Here is a 22,691-nt window from a genome sequence, read left to right as displayed (position 1 = left end):
ATACCTTTTTTGCTGGGGATAAGGAAATACGGGTTTGAAAGCCGTATTCTTGACCCATACTGCTGCTATTCCCAAGGAAAGGGGCAGGATCATGATGGAGGTAGACAAAAAACTGGCTAAAGGTCTCATATGGGGTATGGCGTTCAGTCTGCCGGTTTGGGTAGGGGTGCTGTATTCAGTACAACATATTCGTGACTGGCTATAACATAAAGTGTAAAGATAGGCCAAAACCGCAATGGTTTTGGCTTATTTATATTTGTGCCAGTCCAAATCGCTGTTATTCAACAGGTGTTCAAAGTTGTTGTCCAGCTTCTTTTGTTCAGCTTTTTTTGCTTCGAGGGCACGTTGCCGTTCGTCTTCTTTACGCTTGTCCTGTTCTGCTTGCGCTTCATTGGCTTGAGCCTTAAGCTTGTTCAGCACGTCCTGACTCAACAGATCCTTTAACGTAGCAGGTTTGTCCTGAGCCGCAGGAGCAGCGAAAGACGAATTTCTCTTTTTAGCCATGTCATCATCTCCATTCCATTCGATTATATCAGCTTCTTCGTGGTTGTTCCACGATGAAAGGCTAAGGTCTACGGTAGACTTTTCTAATTTAGAGGGTAATAATGGAATGAACAGAAGGGACGTGTGGCAGCATGCATCTATATTGGAAGCGAAACCTGATTGTTTTGTGGATCGGAGTATTGTTTTGCAGCATGGCCTATTCCGTGTCGATTCCGTTTTTACCTATTTTTCTGAATACGGAATTGGGTGTTAACGATCACCTGGAACTATGGTCGGGGATTGCCTTTGGAGTTACTTTTTTAGCGAGCGCGTTGATTGCTCCGTTTTGGGGTTCGCTGGCAGATAAGTATGGGCGTAAGCCGATGTTGATTCGATCAGGCTTCAGCCTGGCTGTATTGTATCTGGTATGTGCTTTGGTGACAGACCCATATGTATTTGTAGGAGTTCGCTTGTTTCAAGGACTCCTCTCCGGATTTATTCCTGCGGCGATTGCGCTGGTCGGGACGGGCTCGCCTGAAGAAAAAACGGGCTACGCCCTTGGCATTATGGCGACTGCTGCAGCGACGGGCAGCATTATAGGGCCGCTGATTGGCGGTGTGGTGAGCCATTATTATGGCAATCGGAATGCCTTTTATTTCTCTGCGGCACTTGTATTGGTATCTGCGTTCATCGCGACGTTTGGCGCTAGAGAGGATAGCTTCAAGGGCACCAGTACCCGCTCGCATGTTCGTGATGATATCAAAGAGGCTATTGCTAATCGTCCGTTGTACTTTTTGCTTATTCTGGCTGGATTAAGTACCTTTTCCGTCATGATCTTGGAACCGTTAATTACGGTGTATGTGCTTGAAATGGGTGTGGATCGCAGCCATGCGTCTTTAAGTTCCGGGATTGTATTCTCAGCTGTAGGCATTGCGGCGGTGCTGATGGCTCCCCGATGGGGCCGGATTGGAGGGGAAATCGGCTTTGCCCAAGTGCTGCTGATTGGACTGATCGGTTCGGGAATCGGGAACATCTTGCAGTTTTTTGTAACCAACTTTATTGGTTTTGGTGCGCTTCGGTTTGGATATGGATTGTTTTATGCGTCTGTCATGCCGGCGATCAATGCAATGACTGTGGAAGTCACCAAGCCGGAGTTTCGCGGACGAGCCTTTAGCCTGAATCAATCAGCTACCCAGCTCGCGACGATGGCGGGACCGCTGATTGGCGGCATGCTTGGTAGCTGGATGCCCATTCGCTGGATCTTCGTATTAAACGGTGGCATCTTGCTGGTTGCAGCGTTGTTGCTATGGGCGAAGGGAAAAAACGTTTTCCCGGTTTCAGCCAAAAATAACGCTACGGAGCAGAATATTCATTCTGCCGGTTAGGCCAATTAGATAATTATCCCAAACCCTTATTTTTAGTATATTATTCATAACCCTTTACACTGATCATATGACAGGGAGGGATATATTATGATAAGAGACGACATTTTGCGTCAACAGCTTGAGAATGCTCGTCAAAAGCTGTATATTTTGCAAGCAAAACATGGTTTTAATCATGCTAGTGTGCTCAAACAGTCTGTAATTATGGATAACCTCATCAATCAATATAACCACCTTTTTTATATAAAAGAAAAAAAGCCGACTGCCTAGATATAGCCGACTGGGCGAGAACTTTTAGAAAGGCCACTCGCCCTAGTATTGTAGGACTGCAATATCTTTAGGTACGGCTTGTTTGGTGTGCACTCATCAAGACCCCTAGAATAACGACCAAACCGCCAATGATTTGGCGCCATGTAATCGTTTCGTGCAATAGTAAGACAGAGAACAACACCCCAAATATCGGAACCAAGTTCATTAAAGAAACGGAACTGCTCGGTGACAGCTTGATTAATCCGTAATTATAAAGCAAAAATGCGATAACAGAGCAGAACACACCCAGATACATGAGCAACATAAATGATCCCGTTGTCGGAGCCTGCCAACTATCCTTTTCCAATAAGGCTAACGGTATGAAAAAGATACTACCTGCAACGGTTTGATAAAAAGATAACGTCACCGGCGGATATTTGTCCACAACCTTGCGCGTCATGAAAGTGTAAAACGCCCACGCAAATCCGGTTCCAATCAATATTAAATTTCCGATGAGTTGATTCTTACCATCCGAGCTTTCGCCAACTGAGGTTAAGAAATATACCCCGATCATGGCCAGTGCTATGCCGCAGATTTTAAATTTGGATAATTTGACTTTATACAAAATAAATTCAAGCAGCGATGTAATTGCCGGATACGATGCGACAATTAATGCTGCGTTGGAAGCGGTTGTCAGGCTAACCCCTATATTCTCCATTGAGAAATAAAGAGTGATTCCAAGAACCCCACTAAACGAAATCGTAGCCAAATCCTTTGGCTTTACTTTGACATGTTCTTTTTTGATTAGCAAAACGATACCTAGTACGATGGAAGCTATGATAAATCTGGATAGACCCAAGGTAAGAGGAGGGAACGTCGTATAGGCTGCTTTGGTGGCAATAAACGATGTGCTCCAGATCAATAGGGCTAGAATCGTAGAAGTATAGTAAATCCGGTTGCTTTCGCTGTGATGAGCTATGACTTTGTTCAAGTTGTATCCTCCCTGAGTTCATCCCCTATGAAAGTATCATAGTAGCTACTATAGTCACTACTATGAAAATACTACTAAAAAGATAATTTGTATATCAGTTTTTGTCAAGGGGAAGTGATATAGTAAGGAAGAACATGAATTGAGGAGAAGACGTCATGAAATCAAAACCAAACATATTAGAAATTCTACGTGATTTGAATTTTAGTGAATATGAAGCCAAGGCTTATGTGACCTTATTGGAAAGCTCTCCACTTTCGGGATATGCCGTTTCATTGAACTCTGGAGTACCGAGATCGAAAATTTATGAGGTTTTGTCGGGGATGGTCAACCGTGGGGACATCATGGTAAGTCAAGAAAATACACCTCTGTATGTGCCGCTTCCTCCACATGAATTGATTGCCCAGAGAAAACGCAAAGCAGAACAGATTTTTAATGTGGCGCAAGAGAGTTTGGAGCAGTACACAGCATCGTTTCAAAATAGAGAGAATATTTGGAATATTTCGGGTTATGAAGCCATTATCAATCGCATCAACGAAGGTGTGAAGGGAGCAAAACACCGAATTTTACTGGAAATTTGGAAAGAGGATGCCGAGGTGTTCCGGGATGCCTTAAAGCAAGCTGCTCAGCAAGGAATTGAGGTGATCATTGTAGCATATGGTGATCTTAACTTTGATTTTGCTACTGTTTACCGCCATGATATGAGTGAGGAGATTACATCCGAAATCGGTGGTCGGTGGATTGTGCTTAGTGTGGATGACCGGGAGGTTGTAGCTGGCATACTTTCACTTGGTGATGACAGCCGTGCTGCATGGACGCTACACCCGGGCCTTGTAATGCCGATTACGGAAGTGATTATTCATGATATTTATATCATGGAAATCCTATATGAGTTCCGTGAAGAATTGGAGGCAAAATTTGGCCCTAATCTAATCCATCTTCGCAATAAATTTGCTATGGGCCCGAATGGAAAAGGATATTATGTTCCTTTGACTGAAAAGAGCATTAAACGTGTATAGAGATTGTTTGAGGTCCGATATGCAAAAATAAAAAGGCCCATGGAGTATTTTCCATGAGCCTAATTTATTGAATGCTGTGTTTAGGATGATAACCACTATGGCATTCTTTTTATTGAAGGTTTTAGGCATAAAATTGATTTTACGCTTTGAATAAACCGGATTCTTTGACTTCAGACAGGAAGTTGTGGAACTCAGGTATGTTTAGCTGTTGCTGAGCGTCGGACAAAGCGACTGCCGGGTTCGGGTGAACTTCTACCATGATGCCGTCGGCACCAGCTGCCAGGGCAGCCTTGGCACAAGGAGCCAGGATGTCCTTACGTCCTGTAGAGTGAGTTACGTCCACCAGTACAGGCAGATGGCTTTCCTTTTTCAAAATCGGAACAGCGGAAATATCCAGCGTGTTACGTGTCCATTTTTCATACGTACGAATACCGCGTTCAATCAGCATGACTTGTGTATTGCCACGGGAAACGATGTATTCAGCAGCATGAAGGAACTCTTCCATTGTGGCAGCCAATCCGCGTTTGAGCAGAACCGGAGTTCTGGTTTCACCCGCAGCTTTAAGCAATTCAAAGTTGTGCATGTTGCGCGCGCCAATTTGAATGATATCGATGTATGGGATGGCTTCCTCCAAATGTCTTGGATCGACGATCTCACTGATTGTAGCCAGCCCGAACTCGTCGCCAACGCGTTTGAGAATTTGCAGGCCTTCAATACCCAGCCCTTGGAAATCATACGGAGATGTACGCGGTTTGAACGCGCCACCACGCAGAATCGGCACACCGGCTTCCTTGAGGGCCGCACCTACCTCGCGAGTTTGTTGGTAGCTTTCCACCGAGCAAGGACCTGCAACCATGATGGAGGCTTTGCCGCCCACCAGTGTATCTTTAACCTTGATAACCGTGCTATCCGGCTGATTTTTGCGGCTGACAATCAGATGTTTTTTGTGTTCTTCTTTTTGATAGTTCAGAGAAGCCTTGAAAATATTTTTGAATAGCTGGCGAATCGTAGCATCGTCGAAAGGTCCGCGATTAGCTGCGATCAGCTTGTCCAGCATTTGTTGCTCACGCACTGGATCAAAGTCAGGTACTCCTTGAGCTTCTTTCAATTTTCCTAGCTGTCCTGCCAGTTCAGCGCGTTGGGACAGCAGCTCCAGCAATTGCAAGTTTGTAGCATCGAGCTGTTCCCGCAACAGCTCCAAAGAATTTTCATTGGTTGACATACAGTACACCCTTCCCGATTTAAAAATTGTTTTTCTTTCAGCCCATAGACTTTTGCAGAAAATAACACAAAAAGGCACTCGTCGCAAGGGACGAATGCCGTGGTACCACCCTAATTACAGAAGTATACATGCAAGTCGTCAACGTCATTCAATCGACGGCAGTAACCTCTGAGCTTGATGCCCGTAACGGGGGCTTCCGGAAACCTCTACTGCGGTCAAAGGAATGAATCCTTCTGTCGTCGGTTCAAGGCTCGACTCGGGAGTGAATTTCAACGCGGGATTGCGGTACGCTCTCAGCAATACGTACCTTTCTGTGGGAATCCAATGACGCTTACTTGTCTCCGTCTATGTCTTTGTTCATGGTATTCAAAAGATTTGACCTTATTTTAAACAAAGTGGATGCAGAAGGCAAGCCCTGATTTCCGATTCTAGTTTTTGCATTCCCTATCTGTGCTATCATCTTGCTTGATCTCTGGGTTCGGGCTTCGCTGATGCGACTCCTCGTGGGTTATCTTCTATGCCATCGTCCGTATGAGTCTTGTCCGCAGTCCTGCGGTCATCCTCTTCTACAGGATTCAAGGTTTTATAGCGTTTGTACTCCATATCAGCTTGAGACATCGGATCTTTATACATAGGAGATTAGTCAACTCCTTTCGGTATATACACTTCATTACCCGCATAGCAAGATGAGAAACCGCTTTCTTATCTCCTATAACATGCAGTAATTAATCCAGAATATCGTCACTGTCCAGTTGCTCTTCTTCATCCCCATCGGTACCGTTCAGCAAATCTGTACCATGCAGGAATTCAGCAGGCGCAGAGGGATCAACAGGACTGTTCGGTGTCAGTTCATCGGCATCAGGTACGTCCTCCAGAGGAGTATCAGGCCCCTCGATCAGATTCTCCCAGTTTGTTTCTGCATTTTGCAGGGAAGGCTCAAAATCATGATCCTGTAGCTCAGTCTTTTGATTGTCGCGATTTGCCATCTAACTCAGCTCCTTTGCTTTTTGTTGCTTATTTCGACCTTACCCAAACCGCAGAACGGCTAAACTTAGAGTTAGTGTGTCTGTAAAAAGTTAAAATCATGCGAATAGGGATATGCTCTTTCCCAATAAGCGTTTTTTTGGTAACTGCTGTGATATGATAAAGAGGAGTTGGAGGGATATGAATTGGAATGGTACATGTTTGGTCCGATGATTAGCCGGATCCGAGTAGGTCAAAAGGCATCTACTCCAGGCTATTCGCGTACCGTTATTCGGCGTCCGGATGGTTTATACTGGACAGACGGCGGACAGGCCGGAAAAATAGTAGAAATACGCGATTATTTATTCTCCGATATTTGGACGATCTATGAGGATGAAGAATGTGAACCTTGGATAGGGCTTAGAGAGCAGATGGAGCAACGCGAACAGGAAATGATCATTAACCAATATGAAGATTTTACAAATAATGATTAAAAAGAACATGATACCCTTATTTTGAAGAAGGTATGAACATCATCGTATAGAATAATATAGTTTCAGGAAGATAAAAATGTTAAAACATATACAAATTTGTAAATCCTACTACGTAACTTTGAGGTGCTTAATATGAGGCATGTGCCCAAAGCTGTCGCCGCTCTGCTAGCGGTCATTGTGATACTATTGTCGCTGGACCACATCGGCTATGCGGCCAAAATGACCCCGGAAAGGGAGTATAAGATACCCTCCTGGGATATGAGATGGGGAGCAGAAGACGAGGATGGCTCTTTAGATGAGGTAACTGATCACAGTAAGGTCTGGATGCATATTGAAGATGATACACAGCTGCTCAAGCAGCCGGGCAATAGAGGCACCGCCTGGATTCGTATTAAGCTACCTTCGTTAAATGATGAAACACCAGCGGTGCTTTTTGAAAATATTTATGGCAGGCACATTACACTGTATAAGGATGGCACCAATTTTTATGAATCGTACCGTGGCTATAATTATGAGAATAATCGTATTCTGATTCCGCTGAAGCCAGAAGACAGTGGTAAAACATTATACATATGGACGGAAAGCAGTAAAAATAGACTGGGCATTATCGGAAATGTGATGACTGGTGATTATCGTGACTTGTTGGGAAACTTGGTCAGAATGGATGTCTTGGATATTGTACTGGGCAGTACATTTATCTTTATCGCCCTGGTGCTATTGATCTGCTCGTTTTTCCTGTTCCGTCCAAGTATGGCCATGTGGCTGTCCCTAAGCGCGATTGTATTGTCGATCGGTCTGATGATTGTAACGTATTCACCGTTTTTATATACGTTCTATCGCGGCTATGGCAAGCTGTATTTACAACTTTTTGATGTGGCGCTATTTATTCTGTTGCCTTCATTAGCCTTCTTTTTTGAGCAAAATATCAATTCAATTTTACTGATTCGGAAATTCAGAAAATTGTTAACCGCCTACTCTTTGTTCTGCTTCATCATCATGATTGTGAATTTAGGAGCACAGGAGCGACTCAACGATGTATATTATTTCTTCAGTGTCATCGTCCTCGGTATATTGCTTGTAGCTTTGATGGTACTTTTGGTATTTGCTTCGATTCGCATGGCGCTTAAGGGAGACCACGAAGCGATCATTTTATCGACAGGCTTTGCATTTTTTGCAGTCATCACGATCGCAGAACTCAGCTGGTTCTTTATCCGGGACGGACACTACAATATGTTTTTATGGAAATGGGGCGTGTTCGGTTTTGTCCTGGCATTGATTGCGATCTTGGGCAGAAGGCTGGCGGAAAAGCACAAGCAGGTGGTTCGGTATTCCAGAGAACTGGAGATGTTCAATAATGAGCTTCAACGTTCAGAGAAAATGGAGATTATTAGCGATTTGGCTGCATCTGTAGCTCATGAGGTACGCAATCCGCTTCAGGTTACACGTGGATTTCTTCAGTTGATGAGCAAGCAGGAGGATGGTAAGAACAAAGACTATCTGCATATCGCTCTGGAGGAGTTGGATCGAGCGTCCGCGATTATTACTGATTTTCTGACTTTCGCCAAACCGGAGTTTGACCATACCAAAACGTTGACCATATTGGATGAGTTCAAACATATAGAAGGAATTATCAGTCCAATGGCAAATCTGCAAGGTGGTAAAATTTCGCTGGATATTCCCCAGGAAATCAAAGTGCGCGGGAATTCCTCCAAATTCAAGCAGGCATTTATCAATATTATCAAAAACAGTATTGAAGCGTTGCGAGAACAGGGACATATTCATATATGGGCTTATGTGGACAATGGAGAAGCAGTCATTCATATTCGGGATAATGGTGAAGGGATGGATGCTCAGACCTTATCCAGACTAGGTGAGCCTTATTTTTCGAATAAGACTAAAGGCACGGGTTTGGGGATGATGGTGACCTTTCGGATTATTGAAACGATGAATGGTAAAATATCTTTTACAAGTGCAAAAGGGGTGGGAACAGAAGCGACCATCCGCTTCCCCGTAGCCGGATAACATCCGGCTTTTTTGCGTTCGGAGAAAACGGAGGGAAGCTTGCTGAGCCCACCCGCTTGAGATTAAAAAGTATAGATTAAATAAGCTACAAGAACCAATCTACCACATCGCGCGAGGTTTCTGGGATGCAGCGAGCACGCCTGAAGGGTTTGGAGGGATAACCAGATAAAATTGATCAGACGTTTCCTCTACCGTTTTGATTTGGATATGATCGGGGATCACGACTCCTAACACATCACGAATTGCAGATTTGGGATCTGCCATCAGTTTCTCTCTGAAACTGGCATCCTCCCAAGCTTTTTGAATGACTTGTGTTTGAAGAACTTCAGTAGCCATCAAAAATCACCCTCTCATTCAATTGGTTATAATTACCTAGTCAGTATACCACGTAAGACTCAGAAAAATCTAGCATTATTTCATATTTTTGGAGAGCCAATAATCAAGCCCGCCTCTTCGCAAATGTGAGCGTCCGCCTTCAATTTCTGCTGCCTCTTCGCTGAGCTCTGTTGCGATGGAATGTGCGAACCTATGCAGACCGTGGATGGAAGGCTCCATCGTCTCTAGCTCCTGGACTGCTTGATTCGCAATGTCCACATAGCTGGCGAGCGCCCCGCGTACATAAATCGCTTCCTGAATTTGTTGTGGTCCTAGTCCTTCACAGTACGCCGTCTTTTGTTCGGCGCTGATATGGGACAATAGGCAGTTATAGCTATGTTCCACCAAGTCTTCTGACCAATCTGCCCAATCATCCGACATTTGGAGCACGAGCAAGCTCAAATCTGTCATATGGGTAACAGTCTGGATCAGATCGGCATGACCTGCGAGCAATAAGGCACCCGTCCCGGCCATTTTTAATGGGCTGGCTTTTAGTGCGACCTTATTTCTTTCACCTTGAAAATAGTCCTCTGTTCCTTCGGATATCACACTAACGGCCCATTCGTCCACATACGTCCGGGCATATGACCAAAAAGGAGAGGTTGCCGGAAAAAGCTCCTGATAAATGTTTAGACACTCGGTATAGAAAAGCTGACTTAAGGCAAGTTGCGTTTTGCGGTTGTCTACTGTTGTGTCCATCACGTCGTCTTGAATTAAATAATGAGCCATGACGAACACGTTGCCGAGTGACAGCTTGCGACATGTTTCGGGAGACAGTCCGGTCAGTTCCTGCAGCCAAAATGGAAGCAAATAGCATATGTAATTACGCGTACTGTCTTCCCGCAACGGATTAAACCGCGCCAGGTAGTCTAACCCCTCTTGCTGAAAGGGAACCGGTAATGCCGCCGTCCGTTCCTCCGCTTGGCGGAATACCTTTTCCAATTCTTCTTTGTATGCAAAATACCATTCCATGGCTACCACCCGCATCTCTTATGAATGTTTTTGTAGCGACTTCTAGTTGTTACCCGCCATTATATAAGAGATTGCGATATTGCAATATTATGTTATTTTTACATTGAGAGTTATGTGAAAAAGATATCAACAAAAATCCCGGTCGGGAAGATCCCGCCGGGATTTTGTTTTTTTAAAATTAGATGATCTCCAAATAGTCAAGATAAGCATCCCATGTCCCATCATCGGCTGTTACAACAAGCTCAATCTTTTGATTTCCGGTGCCATGGTTGACATTTTTTAAAGTATAGACCGCAGGACTGCTCCCGCCGAAGTAGAAGGTACCCTTCGTTTGTCCACCAATTTTCAAGTCAACTTTGGCCATGTTGGAATTATTTGAAGCACCCCGGAGTGAAAAACTATGGGTACCGCTGGTGAAATTCTGTGTGAATTTCACCGAATCATTGTTCGTGTATAAAGCCACTCCGTTGAACGGCGAGCTGATATTTGAAGTGTACTGACCGCTCTTCGTCATATTTACTGCTTCGATTTTTGTGCTCGTGTTTGGCGGTGTTTCGTTGTTTTTGCCGTCAGGCGCTACCGCCCGGCCATTGCTTGGAGAGATCATACCAGAGCAAAGGTTGCGGTTTTTGAGATTCTGTGCGATTTGTGGGATCGCTTGGAGTGTAGTCTGATACTGATCATGCATAAGGATCACATCGCCGTTTTTAAGTCTGCTTGCGGCAGCTACGATCTGTGCGGTGGAGGCGCCGTTCCAGTCCTGGGAGTCAACGTTCCATAACACTTCGGTAAGACCGTTTTGGTTCTCAATGGATCTGAGGGTTCCATTGGTCTCGCCATACGGAGGACGGAACAACTTTGGTGCCGTGCCAGTAATAGACTGTATTGTTTGCTGTGTGCGTGTAATTTCCGATGACATCTGTGATGCGCTCAGTTGCGTCATATGCGGATGTGACCATGAATGGTTACCGATCCACATGCCTGCTGCTTGTTGTTCACGTACGAGCGAAGAATTATTTTGCGCGTTTTGTCCAAGATTAAAGAGCGTTGCGCGTAATCCGTTTTGCTTCAGGGCACTAAGCAGTGCTCTGGTATTAGAGGGATTGGGGCCATCGTCAAAGGTTAACGCTACATAACCGTTCGAGCAATCAGCCGCATGCGCCTGATTGTTGGAGATTACCAGCGACCCTGTGAATAAAGACACGGTGATTGACATAATCGCCGTCCATTTTCCTAATTTAGCTATAGACAAGGTTCTTCCTCCTAACAATTTTAATAAACAGTAAGGTTAGTTGATTTTAGAGTCGTTCCGCCCTTAGGATTATCTGTCGTTAATCGTAATGGTATTATTAGTTACATTGGCACTGCCGCTGCTTTGGTATCCCTCTACAGTAAGTGAAGTTTCATACATCATGCCCATTTTCATGCCCATGCTTTCCCACTTTTTGAAGTGCTCGCTGACCGATATGGTTCCACTTGTGCGTTTGGATGTCCGGACACTCCAATACTGTTGAAAAGTTGTAATGTCTCCTTTATAGAAGGCTGGTTAACCCGAGTGGTTTCATAAATATCATATGTTCCCCCGTCAACGGTAAAGGTGCCCTTTGGTGTTGCACCAGGTGGACGCCAGCTTCCCCAGCTATCGACGATGTAATATTCTACGAGCGGGTCAACTGCCCATCCATAGACGCATAAATAAGAATTACCATTTGGTTGGTAGTTGGCGCTGTAGTTTACAGAAATATTTCCGATTTGCTGGTGTGTCTTGGTTTCGTCGAATTTCTTGCCTTTACGGAATAATGCTGACTGTGATGCAATGCATTCTGTAGTAGCTTGATACAACATTTATTTCCAAAAAATATAGTTGTAATCGATTACAAATTAATATTATCATGTTACCCTTCATATTTAACCTGAAAAACTTCAAGTTATATTGTAGAAAGTTTAGTTGTTTATTTTTGCTCACTCTACACGATAGGGTTCTCAAGGAGCGCGTGAAGATCGAAGGTTGGGTGTAATTGTGATAGCAATGCTCATGGGCTCTTTTTCCCGTCTTATGGTTACTTAACAGGCGAAATACGAATAAAAAAAGCTGAAAGAGAAAATATAGATGAAAAAGGGTGAAAGGAGGGTCCACAACATGAAAAAACAATGGAAATTGACCGCTGCTATCCTATATGGAGGAGTAATGATGTTTGGTGCTACAAGTGCCGCAGGAGCATCCAGTATGGAATCAGAGCATTCGTTGCAAGCTCGCACTCCCAATAATTCAGTCCAAGGGGAAGCCCAACAGTGGAATGTTGAACCACAGGACGATCACGGGCACGGACATGTGCACAGACATAGACATGTGCACAGACATAGACATGGCAAAAGGCCTGGCGGCTTGAATCACCATCTCAACGAGAAAGTAGCTAGGCTGCTGGGCATCACTCCTGTCCAGTTAGAGAAAGAGCTGGGACAGGGGAAATCGTTGGCCGAGGTTGCTAAAAGCAAAGGAATTCAAGAGGATCAGCTCATTGATAAATTGAAGAACGAAATGACCGTGGATTTGAAAAGGCTTGTGAACCGTAAAGGCCCGATTACATTCGACCGTAAATCTGGAACTTCGAATGAAGCTCAATTGAAGCGATAGTCTGGGAGTAGGATCGTTTTACAATAAAAAAGGATGGGGAGAACCCATCCTTATATTTCAACTTCCTTATCATTTACGATGTCATATTTAGTTACTTTACCAGTGTATTTATCTACATAATAGAATCCATAAGTTGAAATGTGATCAGGAAAATCTTCGTAAGCTCTTAAAGAGTATTTTGTTCCTTCGATCCCTTCAACCATTACGTGTAAATTATATTTAGTAGCTTCGTTTTTTATTTTATCCAAAAGAATATCGAGTGCTTGATTTTCTGTAATAATATTTTGCTGTTTCCCTAAATACAGTTTATTACCCTTGATGCTGATTGGTCTGCTTTCGGCAGTTCCAATATCCTTAACAGAGATGTACGTGTTTCCATTGTAAATCAAGCCCTCGGCAGTATCTTTTTTTGTACCCTCTAAAAATACATCAAACTTTTTCACAACAGCATTTACACTTGTTCCAGATGCAGCCATTGCGGTTGCGCCCGTAATCATCATACCCACGGTTAAGCCCACGAATAGCCCCTTTAATTTGTCCTTCATTCTAATTACCCCTTTTATGTATGTAAATTTATTTATTAATAATATCCCAAATGCCACCATGCATAAAGTGATTGTTGTGAGGAGAATCAGCTATCTTTAAAGAGCTTAAAAAAATCGATGGTTTCATTAAAATCTTCATCATCCGTATAAATGTTCATGACCTTGCCTATTTCGATTGCAAAATCTACATACTTATTGGGTTTAGCAGATATGATATTCTTGTGTATCTCCAGACCCGATGGATGACTCACATGGTTTTTAGAAGATATATCTGCTAGCTCCAATAGTTCAGTGGCAGAACAAATGGTCGCGATTACTTTATGATCATTATTCAGTGCTTTAATGAGAGCTAGAAGTTGCTTGTTTGTCTTTAATTGAGTGTTATCTCCACCAGGTATAATCAGAAGTTGAATGTCCTCCGCAGACACTTCATCAAGGGCTACCGAAGGCGTAACTTTAAAATCCTCATAGGAAATGACAGGATCTTTGGTTACTCCAATCGTAATAATGTCCCCTTTGGTTTTCATAAAATAGGTTGCTAGCATAATTTCAAAACTAACATACCCATCATAAATTAGAACATGTGACTTCATTTATACACCCACTAACCATTTTTTTGTTTTAAGTCCGTTAAAGCGTTTTTAGGAAGTTTACATATAGTCAGAATATATCATCTTAAAGAGTTTAAATCCATATTTTATAGCAATATCATCTGGAAGTTTTGGAATCTAATTTGTTGAATTTTGGTCAGTACGGATTCAAAGTTAAAAAATAACCAGTCGCTTGAAATAAACAGCGACTGGTTATTGAGTTTTGCTGGGATGCGAGTGAAGCGATACCTATAATAGCTTTTTAAGCTGGGAAATACGGCTTTGTGACACGCCAAGCCATTCAGCATATTCGCCTTGCTGGGCTGTTGGATACTCACGCATAAGTCTTCTAAGATGTTCAACCAAATGTTGTGAAGACGATCGTTTTATGCTTTTCTCACTATCTCCAGCTTCCTTAACAGCAAGAGCAGGTATTGGACAATCCTCGATGTTTCCCTTCAAATCTTGTATACATTTTTTACATAAAAATGAATGTCTGAAATAGCTTAAATCCTGGACCGAATGGCATAAGTGGCAGCAGACTCCAATATACTTCCGCATACTTAACAATCCGGTTTCAACATCCAAATAAAATTCTAAAGACTCGCCAGCTTGAATACCCATAGAGGTTCGCAATTCCTTTGGAATAACAATCCGGCCTAACGTGTCCAAGGGACGTGTCATACCTGTATTTTTCAAGTGACCTTCTCCTATCATAATAATCTATCATCCAATGATCTCCTAATAAAAATATAAAAATCTATAAAGTAAAAGTATTTATCAATGTTCCAAAAGATGGTATTATCATGAATGAAAAAACAGTAATTATACTATTTGTTTCAAAACTATATGAATTATTGAAAATGGGAATCTATGAAGATGCTGAAAGGGTGGTTTATCCATGGAAATCACACCTACGATACAGGCAGAAGTTCAAACCTATCTGAAACGAAAAGGCTTAACCATGACCGAATTTGGTCACACGATCGATTTGAATGTAGGTACAGTTAGTGGTATTGTGACGGGCAACCGGTCTATGTCTGTTCACCAACTGGATAGTATTACTGCGGGAATGAATTTACCACCGGATTATTTTTACGAACGATACATTGAAGAATGCATTGAGGAATGTCCGCTCAACTGGAAAAAAATCAGTCCGTTCCTGTACCGATGCATTGAGCTAGGGCGATTGGACTGCTTGCAGCGAGTTGTCATTCTGTTATTGGATAACCCTAATTATCTGCCATCGCTCTTTGAAGTCGCCGAAAATGTATACAAAGACGGTTACAACGAAGCAGCCGCTTACTTATACAAAAAGGTAGCTGAAAGTGAGAAGCAGCAGCATTCAGAGCGATTGGCAATCTGCCAGTATCGCTTGTTCCAAATCAAAGTTGGACAGGATCGGGCTGTAAATCTTCAAGCTGCCATTGAATTTGCCCCCTTTGTGGATCGCTTAGACGAGATAGAGCAATTAGATGCTCTAAAAGATTTAGCGAATGTCTATAGGTCATTAAGCATGTGGGACAAGGTGTATGAATTTGCACATCGGATGGGTCAGTTAGGACAGCTTCAATATCATTTGGTTCACAATTCCAAGCGAAAAGGAACAGAGCCACGAAAAAAGCTAAGCAGACCATTGTTTGTATACATAGCCTACGCCGAATTGATGTGTGCTAATGCTTGTGATGCAAAAGGCGATCATGCACAAGCATTAGCACATCTTCGTGGTTATTCCGATCTAAGCTGGGTGAAGGAAAATGATCCAGATACACTCCATTGGCTAGAAAAATTTGAGCATTGGGCAAAAATTAATACCTGTGTTAATAAGCTTATGTCTGGAGATATTAGTGTGCTGCCAGATTACGTTGAACATATATCTGGAGAGCAACATATATTTGCAGAACTTTTAAATGTCATAGAAGTAGCTAATCGTTACAACATCGATATTGATCATATTCTTCAGCAGTTTGAACCCCAAATTACAGTTTATCGTGATCAAGAATATACGAGTACATTAACAGAGCAACAAGTCATACTCGAAGAAACTGTACGATTCTGGTATAAGTTAGCTAAATACAACCTATATAAAGGGAGATACCTTTATGGGTTTAAATGCTTAATAGAAGCTTTGAAAAAAGCTGGTATAATTAACCACGCACTACTTATTTCCAATTGTGCAGGCTTATTTTTCTGTTTCAGTGAGCTTGCTACTCCTGAAATGCAGGCACAATTTTATTCTGCTTATAAGGAGGTGTGGGAAAAAAATGATCAAGAAGACAGTTTTAATTTTGGCAACAATTAGCTTTTTACTGGTAGTTGGATTACCAGTTCCAACTGAAATCCCAAGCGCTAACACAGTCCAAGTTCAAGGACATATTGGCACAGCTTAGTCAATTTTTTTGTTTTTTTCATTGGCCAGCTTATTGCTGGTCTCTTTTTGTATTATTTTGTAATTTTTTGCTTCAAAATTGATCCTGACATATTTGTACATCCCTTCTTAAAATGAAATTCATGAGGAGGTATGTAGGATGAACAAGGATGAAAAGGTAACGTTAATTCAACAAATGGAACACGCCAGACAACACATGCATGATCTTTACGCAGAGTATGGCTTAGGACATGCTTGTGTACTGGAGCAGTCTATGCTTTTGGATGAACTGATTAATCAGTTCAACCGTATGTTTCAGACCAGGAAGCAGCCTCACCCAGTTTTGGACCAGATCCTTAACAACGACGATGGTATGTTCAGTTTATCCCCCCATTCTTTTTATGCAAAAATGTGACTTCTCCCACGTAATGCTTATAATTATTCTATATAATGACTTATTTTAAAATAAAATACATATCCATGTCATAAAATGTTAATCAGTTACGGACATGATTCAGCATGCTTAGACAAAAAAAAGCAGAGCTCAATACGTGAGCCCTGCGAAAGTCCTTGAGGGTGTTCGAATCCCCCATATTGAACGCTGAAGCAGAAGATTAGCCAAGCTCCTGTGTGCTTTTGGAAGCACGTTTGGAGGAGAGGAACTGAAAATTAAGTCGCCAGTTCAAGCGCTGTCTACCTTTGGAACCAACAATCCAGTTGCCGCCAGGCAGATGGGCAAAGAGCCAACTGATGCCCAGAGAAACACTTGCCACGACGACAAACGTAATGAGCGTAGCTGTAAAATGATGATCACCCAGTGCAAGCGGACGAGTGTAATAGGATATGAAGGATAGCACGAGTGCATGGGCCAGATATCCTCCGAAGGAGTAGCGTCCAATCCAGTTAAGCATACGGCGAAACGGCTCGGTACGCGGGTCTTTTTGCAAATGAAGCAGCAGTCCGTACAACAAAAGCAACTGCGAGACAATCAGCACGAAGGTGCTTGGCTTCAGATAAGTAGAAATATTGAGATTGATCGTATCGCCAGACTGGATCAGCATCGTGTGACCCATGAGCATGAACAGACCAATAAAGATAAATACATTCCACGGCAACGTCTGTTGGGCCAATCCCCGCCAGGTGTCCGTCATATAGGCGCATACTGCGCCCAGCATAAAATAGAAAAAGTACATAACAAAGTTATAAGTGCGGTAATCTAACAGGGTCTGTCCAAAGGATGGCAACCAAGCGCTCCATGCAGACATGTCATAGTAGGACCATTGTAACAGCAACGCATAAGCCACAGCAGCAATCAGCATCACAGCCAAAACAAGCTGCTTGCGCCTTTTGGTGCTAAAACGACGTAGAAGCGTCCGAATCCGTTCGGTTGCTTTTGCAAATAAAGGAAACCAAATATAAAACTGAAAGATCATGACCACAAACCATAGATGATATCCGCTGACGGGGATGATCATTTCTTCAAACATGCCTTTGTAAAAATATATATTTCCCCACTGCGCTGTTGACCAGTTCTGAGTACATACCCAATAAACAATGGTCCAGCAGAGAAAAGGAACATAAATATCTCGAAACCGTCTGCCAATATAACGGGAATAGCCAATCGGTTTGTTACCATTATAAAATAGCAGCGCCGCAGACAGGAAGACGAACGTGGGTGTGCCAAAACGTGTCAAATGGTACAGCATCGCGAGCATAACGGAATCCGGCTGTTGGATGTCGCTGCGATAAATATATTCGCCAATGCAATGCTGAAGCACGACAGCGAGGTAGGCAAGACCCCGTAGTTCTGTCCATTCCGCAATACGTGGCTTGCTCATCCATATCACTCCTTTTCCTCAAGATTCGCACATGTTTTCCCTAGCACAATTGTAGGTATTGTAACGTAGAAACATTAGTGCAGGATTAACGCCACCTGAAAGTAAGAAGAGCGAAGTAGTTCCAATTTAATATGATTGCGTTTACAATCTAAGTGAAACCAGAATAAATTAAAGTGAATTTATAACTTAAGGATACGCACAGGAAGAGGAGAGGAAGGATGAAGAAAACGCTGCTGGTGTACATGCTGCTGATTGCAGCCTTTGCTCTCTATGTGTTCAGATATGAACAAACCGGGCGGTTGAATGGAGCTTGGGAGGAAAAAGGGCTACGAGGCAGTATCGGAGAAACGTATATGATGATTACGTTCCAGTCCGGTTTGGAGTATTGGAAAAGCGGGCTCAAGGGCTTCGAGGATGCTGGGGATGCCTTGGGGGTGACAGTGGAGTATCGGGGGGCTACCCGGTATGATGCACAGGAGCAGACGACGGTCATTGAGCAGGCGATTGCCCGTAAACCCGCAGGCATTGCCATATCAGCGATTGATCCTCACTCCCTGATCCCGGTCATTAATAAGGCACTGGATGCCGACATCCCTGTAGTGCTGTTTGACGCCGGAGCGCCGGGGAGCCGGGCATATACTTTTTTGGGCACAGATAATTATAAGGCAGGCGTGACCGCTGCGGAAAAAATGGCAGAGCTGTTGGGACGTGAAGGCCAAGTCGCTGTTCTCACACTGCCTGGGCAGCAAAATCATGAGGAACGCTCGCGCGGCTTTCGCGATACCATTCAGCGGCAATATCCTGCCATGAAGGTGGTGGAAGTGGTAGATGGTCGTGCTGACGTGATGGTGTCTAGGGATGAATCGCAAAGGCTAATGAAAGCTTATCCGAAACTGGCGGGTATTTTTGTGACCGAAGCCACCGGAGGAACAGGTGTGGGTGAGGCAGCACTGAGCCAAAAAAGCAGTCATCCGCTGAAGATTATTTCTTTTGATACGAATAAAGCGACACTGGATATGATTCGTGATGGGACGATCTCGGCCACAATTGCCCAAGGGACATGGAATATGGGCTATTGGTCACTTCAATATCTGTTCCATCTGCATCATCATTTGACGATTCCTGCACCTTCATCCTCTGGAGACAATACTCCGCTGCCCGTGCGGGTAGATACTGGGATTTCCGTCGTCACCCAAGCGAATGTAGATGATTATTATGCAAAATAAATTTTGGAAGCGTTTCTACTTAGGATTGCACCAAATGATGCCACGGCTTCGCTTGCGTAATATGCCTTTACGTTATCAGCTCATGGTGCTGTTCTTGCTGTTTGGCATCGTGCCTTCGCTGGGACTAGGCCTGCTGGTGAATTGGACGGTGGAACGGATTATTGAGCGGCAGGTGGAAAATCATACGATGCAGTTGATTGGCAAGGTGAACGAAGCACTGGATACCAAAATGGAAAATTTGCAGAACATGACGTATCTGGTTGCCTTTAACCCTGATATTGGCGAGTTTTGGAAAGGGCGGACGCTGGCCGATGGCCACGCGGGTCATACAAGTGGTGCAACGCCAGAAAATCAAGGGAAGCAAGCACAGCAGCCTCTCCTTAACCAGGCTCCTGGCTCCAAGCAGGCAGTAAGTTCCGTACAGGAGCAGGATACGCTGTATAAAATGAAGCAATTTTTGCAGGGCTTTACCACCTTATATCCTGAAATTGCCGGGATTCTGATCGTGAACGAAAAAGGCGATTATATTAGCAATGAAATGTATGCTCGAAGCACGCGCAGCCTGACGGAAGAAGACTGGTACACACAGGCGGCGCAGCATGCAGGGATATTCACTGTGCTGGGACAGCCAAGTCACCGTAATGTGACCACTCATGTCCGGTATAAGGACAGTGAAATTGTCTCTGTCGTTCGCTCGGTCACGGACCCAGAGACAGGACATGTACTGGGTGTGATTATGATCGATCTCAAGCTGCGGGCTGTGTCGCAAGCCGCCAGAGATGTAACCTTGGGCAAAAGCGGGTATGTCATGGTGACAGATGCCAAGGGACGCAGTGTATATATGCCAGATATGCCTTTGATTGAGCGCATTCCGCCGCAATGGTTCGGGACAGAGGATAGCGGAATGTTTACCCGTGAAGCCGGAGGTAGGGAATTGCTCTTCATGTTCCAGGCTTCCGAGTTCACGGGCTGGAGAACAGTGGGAGTATTCCCGGCACGCGAATCTACACTGGAAGTGCGGCAAATTCAGTTCTACGTCGTCTGTTTTGTTTTCATTGTATGTCTGTTTGGTTTAACGGCATCCTTGCGATTGTCCAGTTCCATCGCGCAGCCGATTTTCCGGCTTATGTCTTATATGCGTAAGGCAGAGACAGGGGATCTTACGGTTCGTCAGTGGAGTGAGCGCGGGGATGAAATCGGAATGCTGGGCCGTAGCTTTAACCGGATGCTGGAGCAGATCCGCCGTCTCATGTTGCTTAGTGAACTGAGGGAACGGCAAAAACGGGATGCCGAACTGCGCAGTCTCCAAGAGCATATTAAGCCGCATTTTCTATACAATACGCTAGATACAATTCATTGGATGGCTCGGAAAAATGGAGCAGACGACGTATCCGACATGGTGGGGGCGTTATCGAGATTGTTCCGCCTTGGACTCAGCAAAGGGGATGACTTTATTCCGCTGCGCTCTGAGGTTGAGCATATCACGAGCTATATGCAAATCCAGCAAACCCGTTATCGTGATCGACTTCGCTGGGAATTGAATGTTCCCGACGAGCTGAAGGATCTGTTTGTATTGAAGCTGATGCTTCAACCTGTAGTGGAAAATGCGATTTACCATGGTATTAAGGCCAGACGCGGTCCAGGCACAATTTGGGTAGAAGCTAAAGCCGAGGACGGCAAGCTGCTGCTGTCGGTACGTGACGACGGTGCAGGGATGACGGCGGAACGTCTGTGTGAGCTGCGTGAATGGCTGGAAAGACCACTGGAGGCGATGGAAGGAAGACAGAAACAAAAGGGTGTTCGTACAAATGGCAGAAGTTACGGCATGCTGAATGTACAAGCGCGTATCCGATTGTCTTTTGGCGAGGAATATGGAATTACATTGGACAGTAAAGAAGGGACAGGTACCTGCGTTACAATCACTCATCCGTTGCTGCTGGATATGGCGCAACTGAAGAAGCCTTATGACAGAGGAGAGGGTCAGGATGACGAAATTCAAGGGAACAGACAACGCGACAACGGCGAGTCTGATTGACCAGGCCATACCAGAAGTAAGCATAGCCACGGCCAAATGTTATCAATTATTGATCGCAGATGATGAGCCGATCATTCGTGAGGGGATTCGGGATTGCCTGGACTGGGCAGCTCTGGGCATGGAGGTTGTAGCCGAGGCCGAGGACGGTGAAGAAGCGCTGGAGCTGGTTGATCAGCTTAGCATCGACATCTTGCTGGTCGATATGAATATGCCGTTCATGGATGGGATTGAACTGATTCGGCGGCTGCGGGAAGAACGTCCGGAATGCCGTTGCCTGATCATTTCCGGGCATGATGAGTTTGCTTATGCGCAGGAGGCTGTCCGACTTGGCGTAGAGGATTATATTCTGAAGCCGGTAAATGCAAATCAGCTTCACGCTGCGTTGTCGCGCCTTCGTCAGCGACTGGACGAGGAGTACAAACGTGCCGCCTATGTAGAACAAGCCGCCGGGCAGATTGAACGGAATATTCCGCTGCTGCGCCAGCGATTTTGCCTGGAATGGCTGGAAGGACAGCACACGGGAAAGGACGTTATGGAGCAATTGACGTTTTTACGTCTTCCATCCCGGCCACCTGCTCAGATCGGTGTGGTACGGTGGCCAGCGGCAGAGGCGCGGCAGACGATTATGCGCGAGAATGATCGCCAGTTGTTTCTTTTCGCCGCAGAAAATATTATTGGCGAATTGCTGGAGAACCTATCGCATGTGTTGTTCCGCGATGCGAACGGGCTGATCGGCATATGCCTGTGGCAGGAGGCACCCGAGACGATCGGTGCTTCCATAGAGCAGGCCATTGGACGCTATCTGAATATAGCGGTTCACACACATGTGGAGCCCAACACGGGTGGGCTGGAAGGCGCAATCGATGCGTACCGGGTGAGCCGGGATCGGGTATATGGTGAATCGCAGCTATCTCCCATCGTACGCCGGGCCCGGCAGCTTATTCAGGAAGGTTATGCCGATCGGGAGCTGACGCTGGAAGCTCTGGCCTCGCGTCTACAGGTGTCCGCTGTATATCTCAGCCGTGTGCTCAAAAAGGAGCTCAACGACAGCTTCGTGACCCTCGTCACGCGTGCCCGTATCCGTAAAGCAGCACAGCTGCTGGACTCTACGACGTTATCTGTGCTTGAAATAGCAGAACGTACGGGATACGACAGTCAGCATTATTTTAGCACTGCTTTTAAAAAGACCATGGGCGTGTCCCCTGTGCAGTACCGTAAGGGCGGGGGAATTCAGGAAAATTCGTCGGAATAGGAATGATTGGATTGCGAAGTGCCTGCACCGTCT

General features: G+C 44.6%; 23 protein-coding genes, 1 pseudogene and 1 other annotated feature. Of the genes and pseudogenes, 11 read left to right on the top strand and 13 right to left on the bottom strand.

Annotated elements, in window-relative coordinates; genetic code table 11:
- Positions 1-246: 246 nt before the first annotated feature.
- Complete coding sequence (locus tag ACXHJ2_RS17935) at positions 247-504, bottom strand: YqkE family protein (RefSeq protein ID WP_013369713.1); 258 nt, start codon at positions 502-504, stop codon at positions 247-249.
- Positions 505-635: 131 nt separating this feature from the next.
- Here ACXHJ2_RS17935 and ACXHJ2_RS17930 point away from each other — a divergent pair, with 131 nt between their 5' ends.
- A complete protein-coding gene (locus tag ACXHJ2_RS17930; protein WP_165080332.1) occupies positions 636-1,868 on the top strand; it encodes an MFS transporter in 1,233 nt (410 codons plus the stop codon).
- 87 nt (positions 1,869-1,955) lie between these two features.
- The gene (locus ACXHJ2_RS17925; RefSeq protein ID WP_013369715.1) at positions 1,956-2,135 is read left to right on the top strand and encodes an aspartyl-phosphate phosphatase Spo0E family protein; all 180 of its coding nucleotides are present in this window, start codon (positions 1,956-1,958) and stop codon (positions 2,133-2,135) included.
- A 67-nt stretch (positions 2,136-2,202) separates the two neighbouring features.
- On the opposite strand, the gene ACXHJ2_RS17920 is transcribed toward ACXHJ2_RS17925, so the two are convergent.
- The gene (locus tag ACXHJ2_RS17920) at positions 2,203-3,105 is read right to left on the bottom strand and encodes a DMT family transporter (RefSeq protein WP_165080334.1); all 903 of its coding nucleotides are present in this window, start codon (positions 3,103-3,105) and stop codon (positions 2,203-2,205) included.
- A 155-nt stretch (positions 3,106-3,260) separates the two neighbouring features.
- Between ACXHJ2_RS17920 and ACXHJ2_RS17915 the strand changes: the two genes are divergently transcribed.
- On the top strand, positions 3,261-4,121 hold the full coding sequence (locus ACXHJ2_RS17915) for a TrmB family transcriptional regulator (protein ID WP_165080336.1): 861 nt from the start codon (positions 3,261-3,263) through the stop codon (positions 4,119-4,121).
- A gap of 139 nt (positions 4,122-4,260) precedes the next feature.
- On the opposite strand, the gene ACXHJ2_RS17910 is transcribed toward ACXHJ2_RS17915, so the two are convergent.
- The 3 genes from ACXHJ2_RS17910 to ACXHJ2_RS17900 all read right to left on the bottom strand — a co-directional run bounded on the left by ACXHJ2_RS17910 (position 4,261) and on the right by ACXHJ2_RS17900 (position 6,329).
- Entirely contained in the window at positions 4,261-5,343 is a 1,083-nt protein-coding gene (locus ACXHJ2_RS17910; protein WP_013369718.1) for a bifunctional 3-deoxy-7-phosphoheptulonate synthase/chorismate mutase, read from the bottom strand.
- Positions 5,344-5,426: 83 nt separating this feature from the next.
- Positions 5,427-5,700 (bottom strand) — a binding site (T-box leader).
- A gap of 99 nt (positions 5,701-5,799) precedes the next feature.
- Positions 5,800-5,976 (bottom strand): hypothetical protein, encoded by a 177-nt coding sequence (locus tag ACXHJ2_RS17905; protein ID WP_165080338.1) that lies wholly within the window; start codon positions 5,974-5,976, stop codon positions 5,800-5,802.
- Positions 5,977-6,068: 92 nt separating this feature from the next.
- Positions 6,069-6,329, bottom strand: a complete 261-nt coding sequence (locus ACXHJ2_RS17900; RefSeq protein ID WP_013369720.1) for a hypothetical protein — start codon at positions 6,327-6,329, stop codon at positions 6,069-6,071.
- A gap of 183 nt (positions 6,330-6,512) precedes the next feature.
- Between ACXHJ2_RS17900 and ACXHJ2_RS17895 the strand changes: the two genes are divergently transcribed.
- A complete protein-coding gene (locus ACXHJ2_RS17895; RefSeq protein WP_013369721.1) occupies positions 6,513-6,800 on the top strand; it encodes a hypothetical protein in 288 nt (95 codons plus the stop codon).
- A gap of 132 nt (positions 6,801-6,932) precedes the next feature.
- On the top strand, positions 6,933-8,822 hold the full coding sequence (locus ACXHJ2_RS17890; RefSeq protein ID WP_013369722.1) for an ATP-binding protein: 1,890 nt from the start codon (positions 6,933-6,935) through the stop codon (positions 8,820-8,822).
- A 99-nt stretch (positions 8,823-8,921) separates the two neighbouring features.
- Here the strand turns inward: ACXHJ2_RS17890 and ACXHJ2_RS17885 are convergent, their stop codons facing one another.
- From ACXHJ2_RS17885 to ACXHJ2_RS17870, 4 genes and pseudogenes are all read right to left on the bottom strand, one after another.
- Positions 8,922-9,158: an NHLP leader peptide family RiPP precursor gene (locus ACXHJ2_RS17885; protein WP_025678851.1), complete on the bottom strand. Its 237-nt coding sequence runs from the start codon at positions 9,156-9,158 to the stop codon at positions 8,922-8,924.
- A 75-nt stretch (positions 9,159-9,233) separates the two neighbouring features.
- Complete coding sequence (locus ACXHJ2_RS17880) at positions 9,234-10,169, bottom strand: hypothetical protein (protein WP_165080340.1); 936 nt, start codon at positions 10,167-10,169, stop codon at positions 9,234-9,236.
- Between the two features lie 178 nt (positions 10,170-10,347).
- Positions 10,348-11,385, bottom strand: coding sequence for a polysaccharide deacetylase family protein (locus tag ACXHJ2_RS17875; RefSeq protein ID WP_413985688.1), 1,038 nt, complete (start codon positions 11,383-11,385; stop codon positions 10,348-10,350).
- 105 nt (positions 11,386-11,490) lie between these two features.
- Positions 11,491-11,975, bottom strand: a pseudogene (locus tag ACXHJ2_RS17870) (glycoside hydrolase family 11 protein); the annotation flags it as partial.
- 334 nt (positions 11,976-12,309) lie between these two features.
- On the opposite strand from ACXHJ2_RS17870, the gene ACXHJ2_RS17865 reads away from it, so the two are divergent.
- A complete protein-coding gene (locus ACXHJ2_RS17865; protein ID WP_165080342.1) occupies positions 12,310-12,804 on the top strand; it encodes a hypothetical protein in 495 nt (164 codons plus the stop codon).
- 50 nt (positions 12,805-12,854) lie between these two features.
- On the opposite strand, the gene ACXHJ2_RS17860 is transcribed toward ACXHJ2_RS17865, so the two are convergent.
- The 3 genes from ACXHJ2_RS17860 to ACXHJ2_RS17850 all read right to left on the bottom strand — a co-directional run bounded on the left by ACXHJ2_RS17860 (position 12,855) and on the right by ACXHJ2_RS17850 (position 14,638).
- Entirely contained in the window at positions 12,855-13,349 is a 495-nt protein-coding gene (locus tag ACXHJ2_RS17860) for a hypothetical protein (RefSeq protein WP_165080344.1), read from the bottom strand.
- An 86-nt stretch (positions 13,350-13,435) separates the two neighbouring features.
- Positions 13,436-13,942, bottom strand: coding sequence for a DJ-1/PfpI family protein (locus ACXHJ2_RS17855; protein WP_165080346.1), 507 nt, complete (start codon positions 13,940-13,942; stop codon positions 13,436-13,438).
- Between the two features lie 246 nt (positions 13,943-14,188).
- Positions 14,189-14,638, bottom strand: coding sequence for an AbrB/MazE/SpoVT family DNA-binding domain-containing protein (locus ACXHJ2_RS17850; RefSeq protein WP_238791015.1), 450 nt, complete (start codon positions 14,636-14,638; stop codon positions 14,189-14,191).
- A gap of 202 nt (positions 14,639-14,840) precedes the next feature.
- Between ACXHJ2_RS17850 and ACXHJ2_RS17845 the strand changes: the two genes are divergently transcribed.
- Entirely contained in the window at positions 14,841-16,241 is a 1,401-nt protein-coding gene (locus ACXHJ2_RS17845) for a helix-turn-helix domain-containing protein (RefSeq protein WP_025678864.1), read from the top strand.
- A gap of 226 nt (positions 16,242-16,467) precedes the next feature.
- On the top strand, positions 16,468-16,722 hold the full coding sequence (locus ACXHJ2_RS17840; protein WP_025678866.1) for an aspartyl-phosphate phosphatase Spo0E family protein: 255 nt from the start codon (positions 16,468-16,470) through the stop codon (positions 16,720-16,722).
- A 199-nt stretch (positions 16,723-16,921) separates the two neighbouring features.
- Here ACXHJ2_RS17840 and ACXHJ2_RS17835 read toward each other — a convergent pair whose 3' ends face one another.
- Complete coding sequence (locus tag ACXHJ2_RS17835; protein ID WP_165080350.1) at positions 16,922-18,145, bottom strand: acyltransferase; 1,224 nt, start codon at positions 18,143-18,145, stop codon at positions 16,922-16,924.
- Positions 18,146-18,363: 218 nt separating this feature from the next.
- Here ACXHJ2_RS17835 and ACXHJ2_RS17830 point away from each other — a divergent pair, with 218 nt between their 5' ends.
- The 3 genes from ACXHJ2_RS17830 to ACXHJ2_RS17820 are packed head-to-tail and all read left to right on the top strand — an operon-like array spanning position 18,364 to position 22,658.
- Entirely contained in the window at positions 18,364-19,371 is a 1,008-nt protein-coding gene (locus ACXHJ2_RS17830; RefSeq protein WP_165080352.1) for a substrate-binding domain-containing protein, read from the top strand.
- A 34-nt stretch (positions 19,372-19,405) separates the two neighbouring features.
- Positions 19,406-21,406, top strand: coding sequence for a cache domain-containing sensor histidine kinase (locus ACXHJ2_RS17825; protein ID WP_165080354.1), 2,001 nt, complete (start codon positions 19,406-19,408; stop codon positions 21,404-21,406).
- Complete coding sequence (locus ACXHJ2_RS17820; protein ID WP_165080356.1) at positions 21,357-22,658, top strand: response regulator; 1,302 nt, start codon at positions 21,357-21,359, stop codon at positions 22,656-22,658. The genes ACXHJ2_RS17825 and ACXHJ2_RS17820 overlap by 50 nt, the downstream gene beginning before the upstream one ends.
- Positions 22,659-22,691: the final 33 nt, after the last annotated feature.

Source organism: Paenibacillus sp. ALE3 (assembly GCF_054113405.1).
This window is presented reverse-complemented; position numbering and strand designations above follow the sequence as displayed.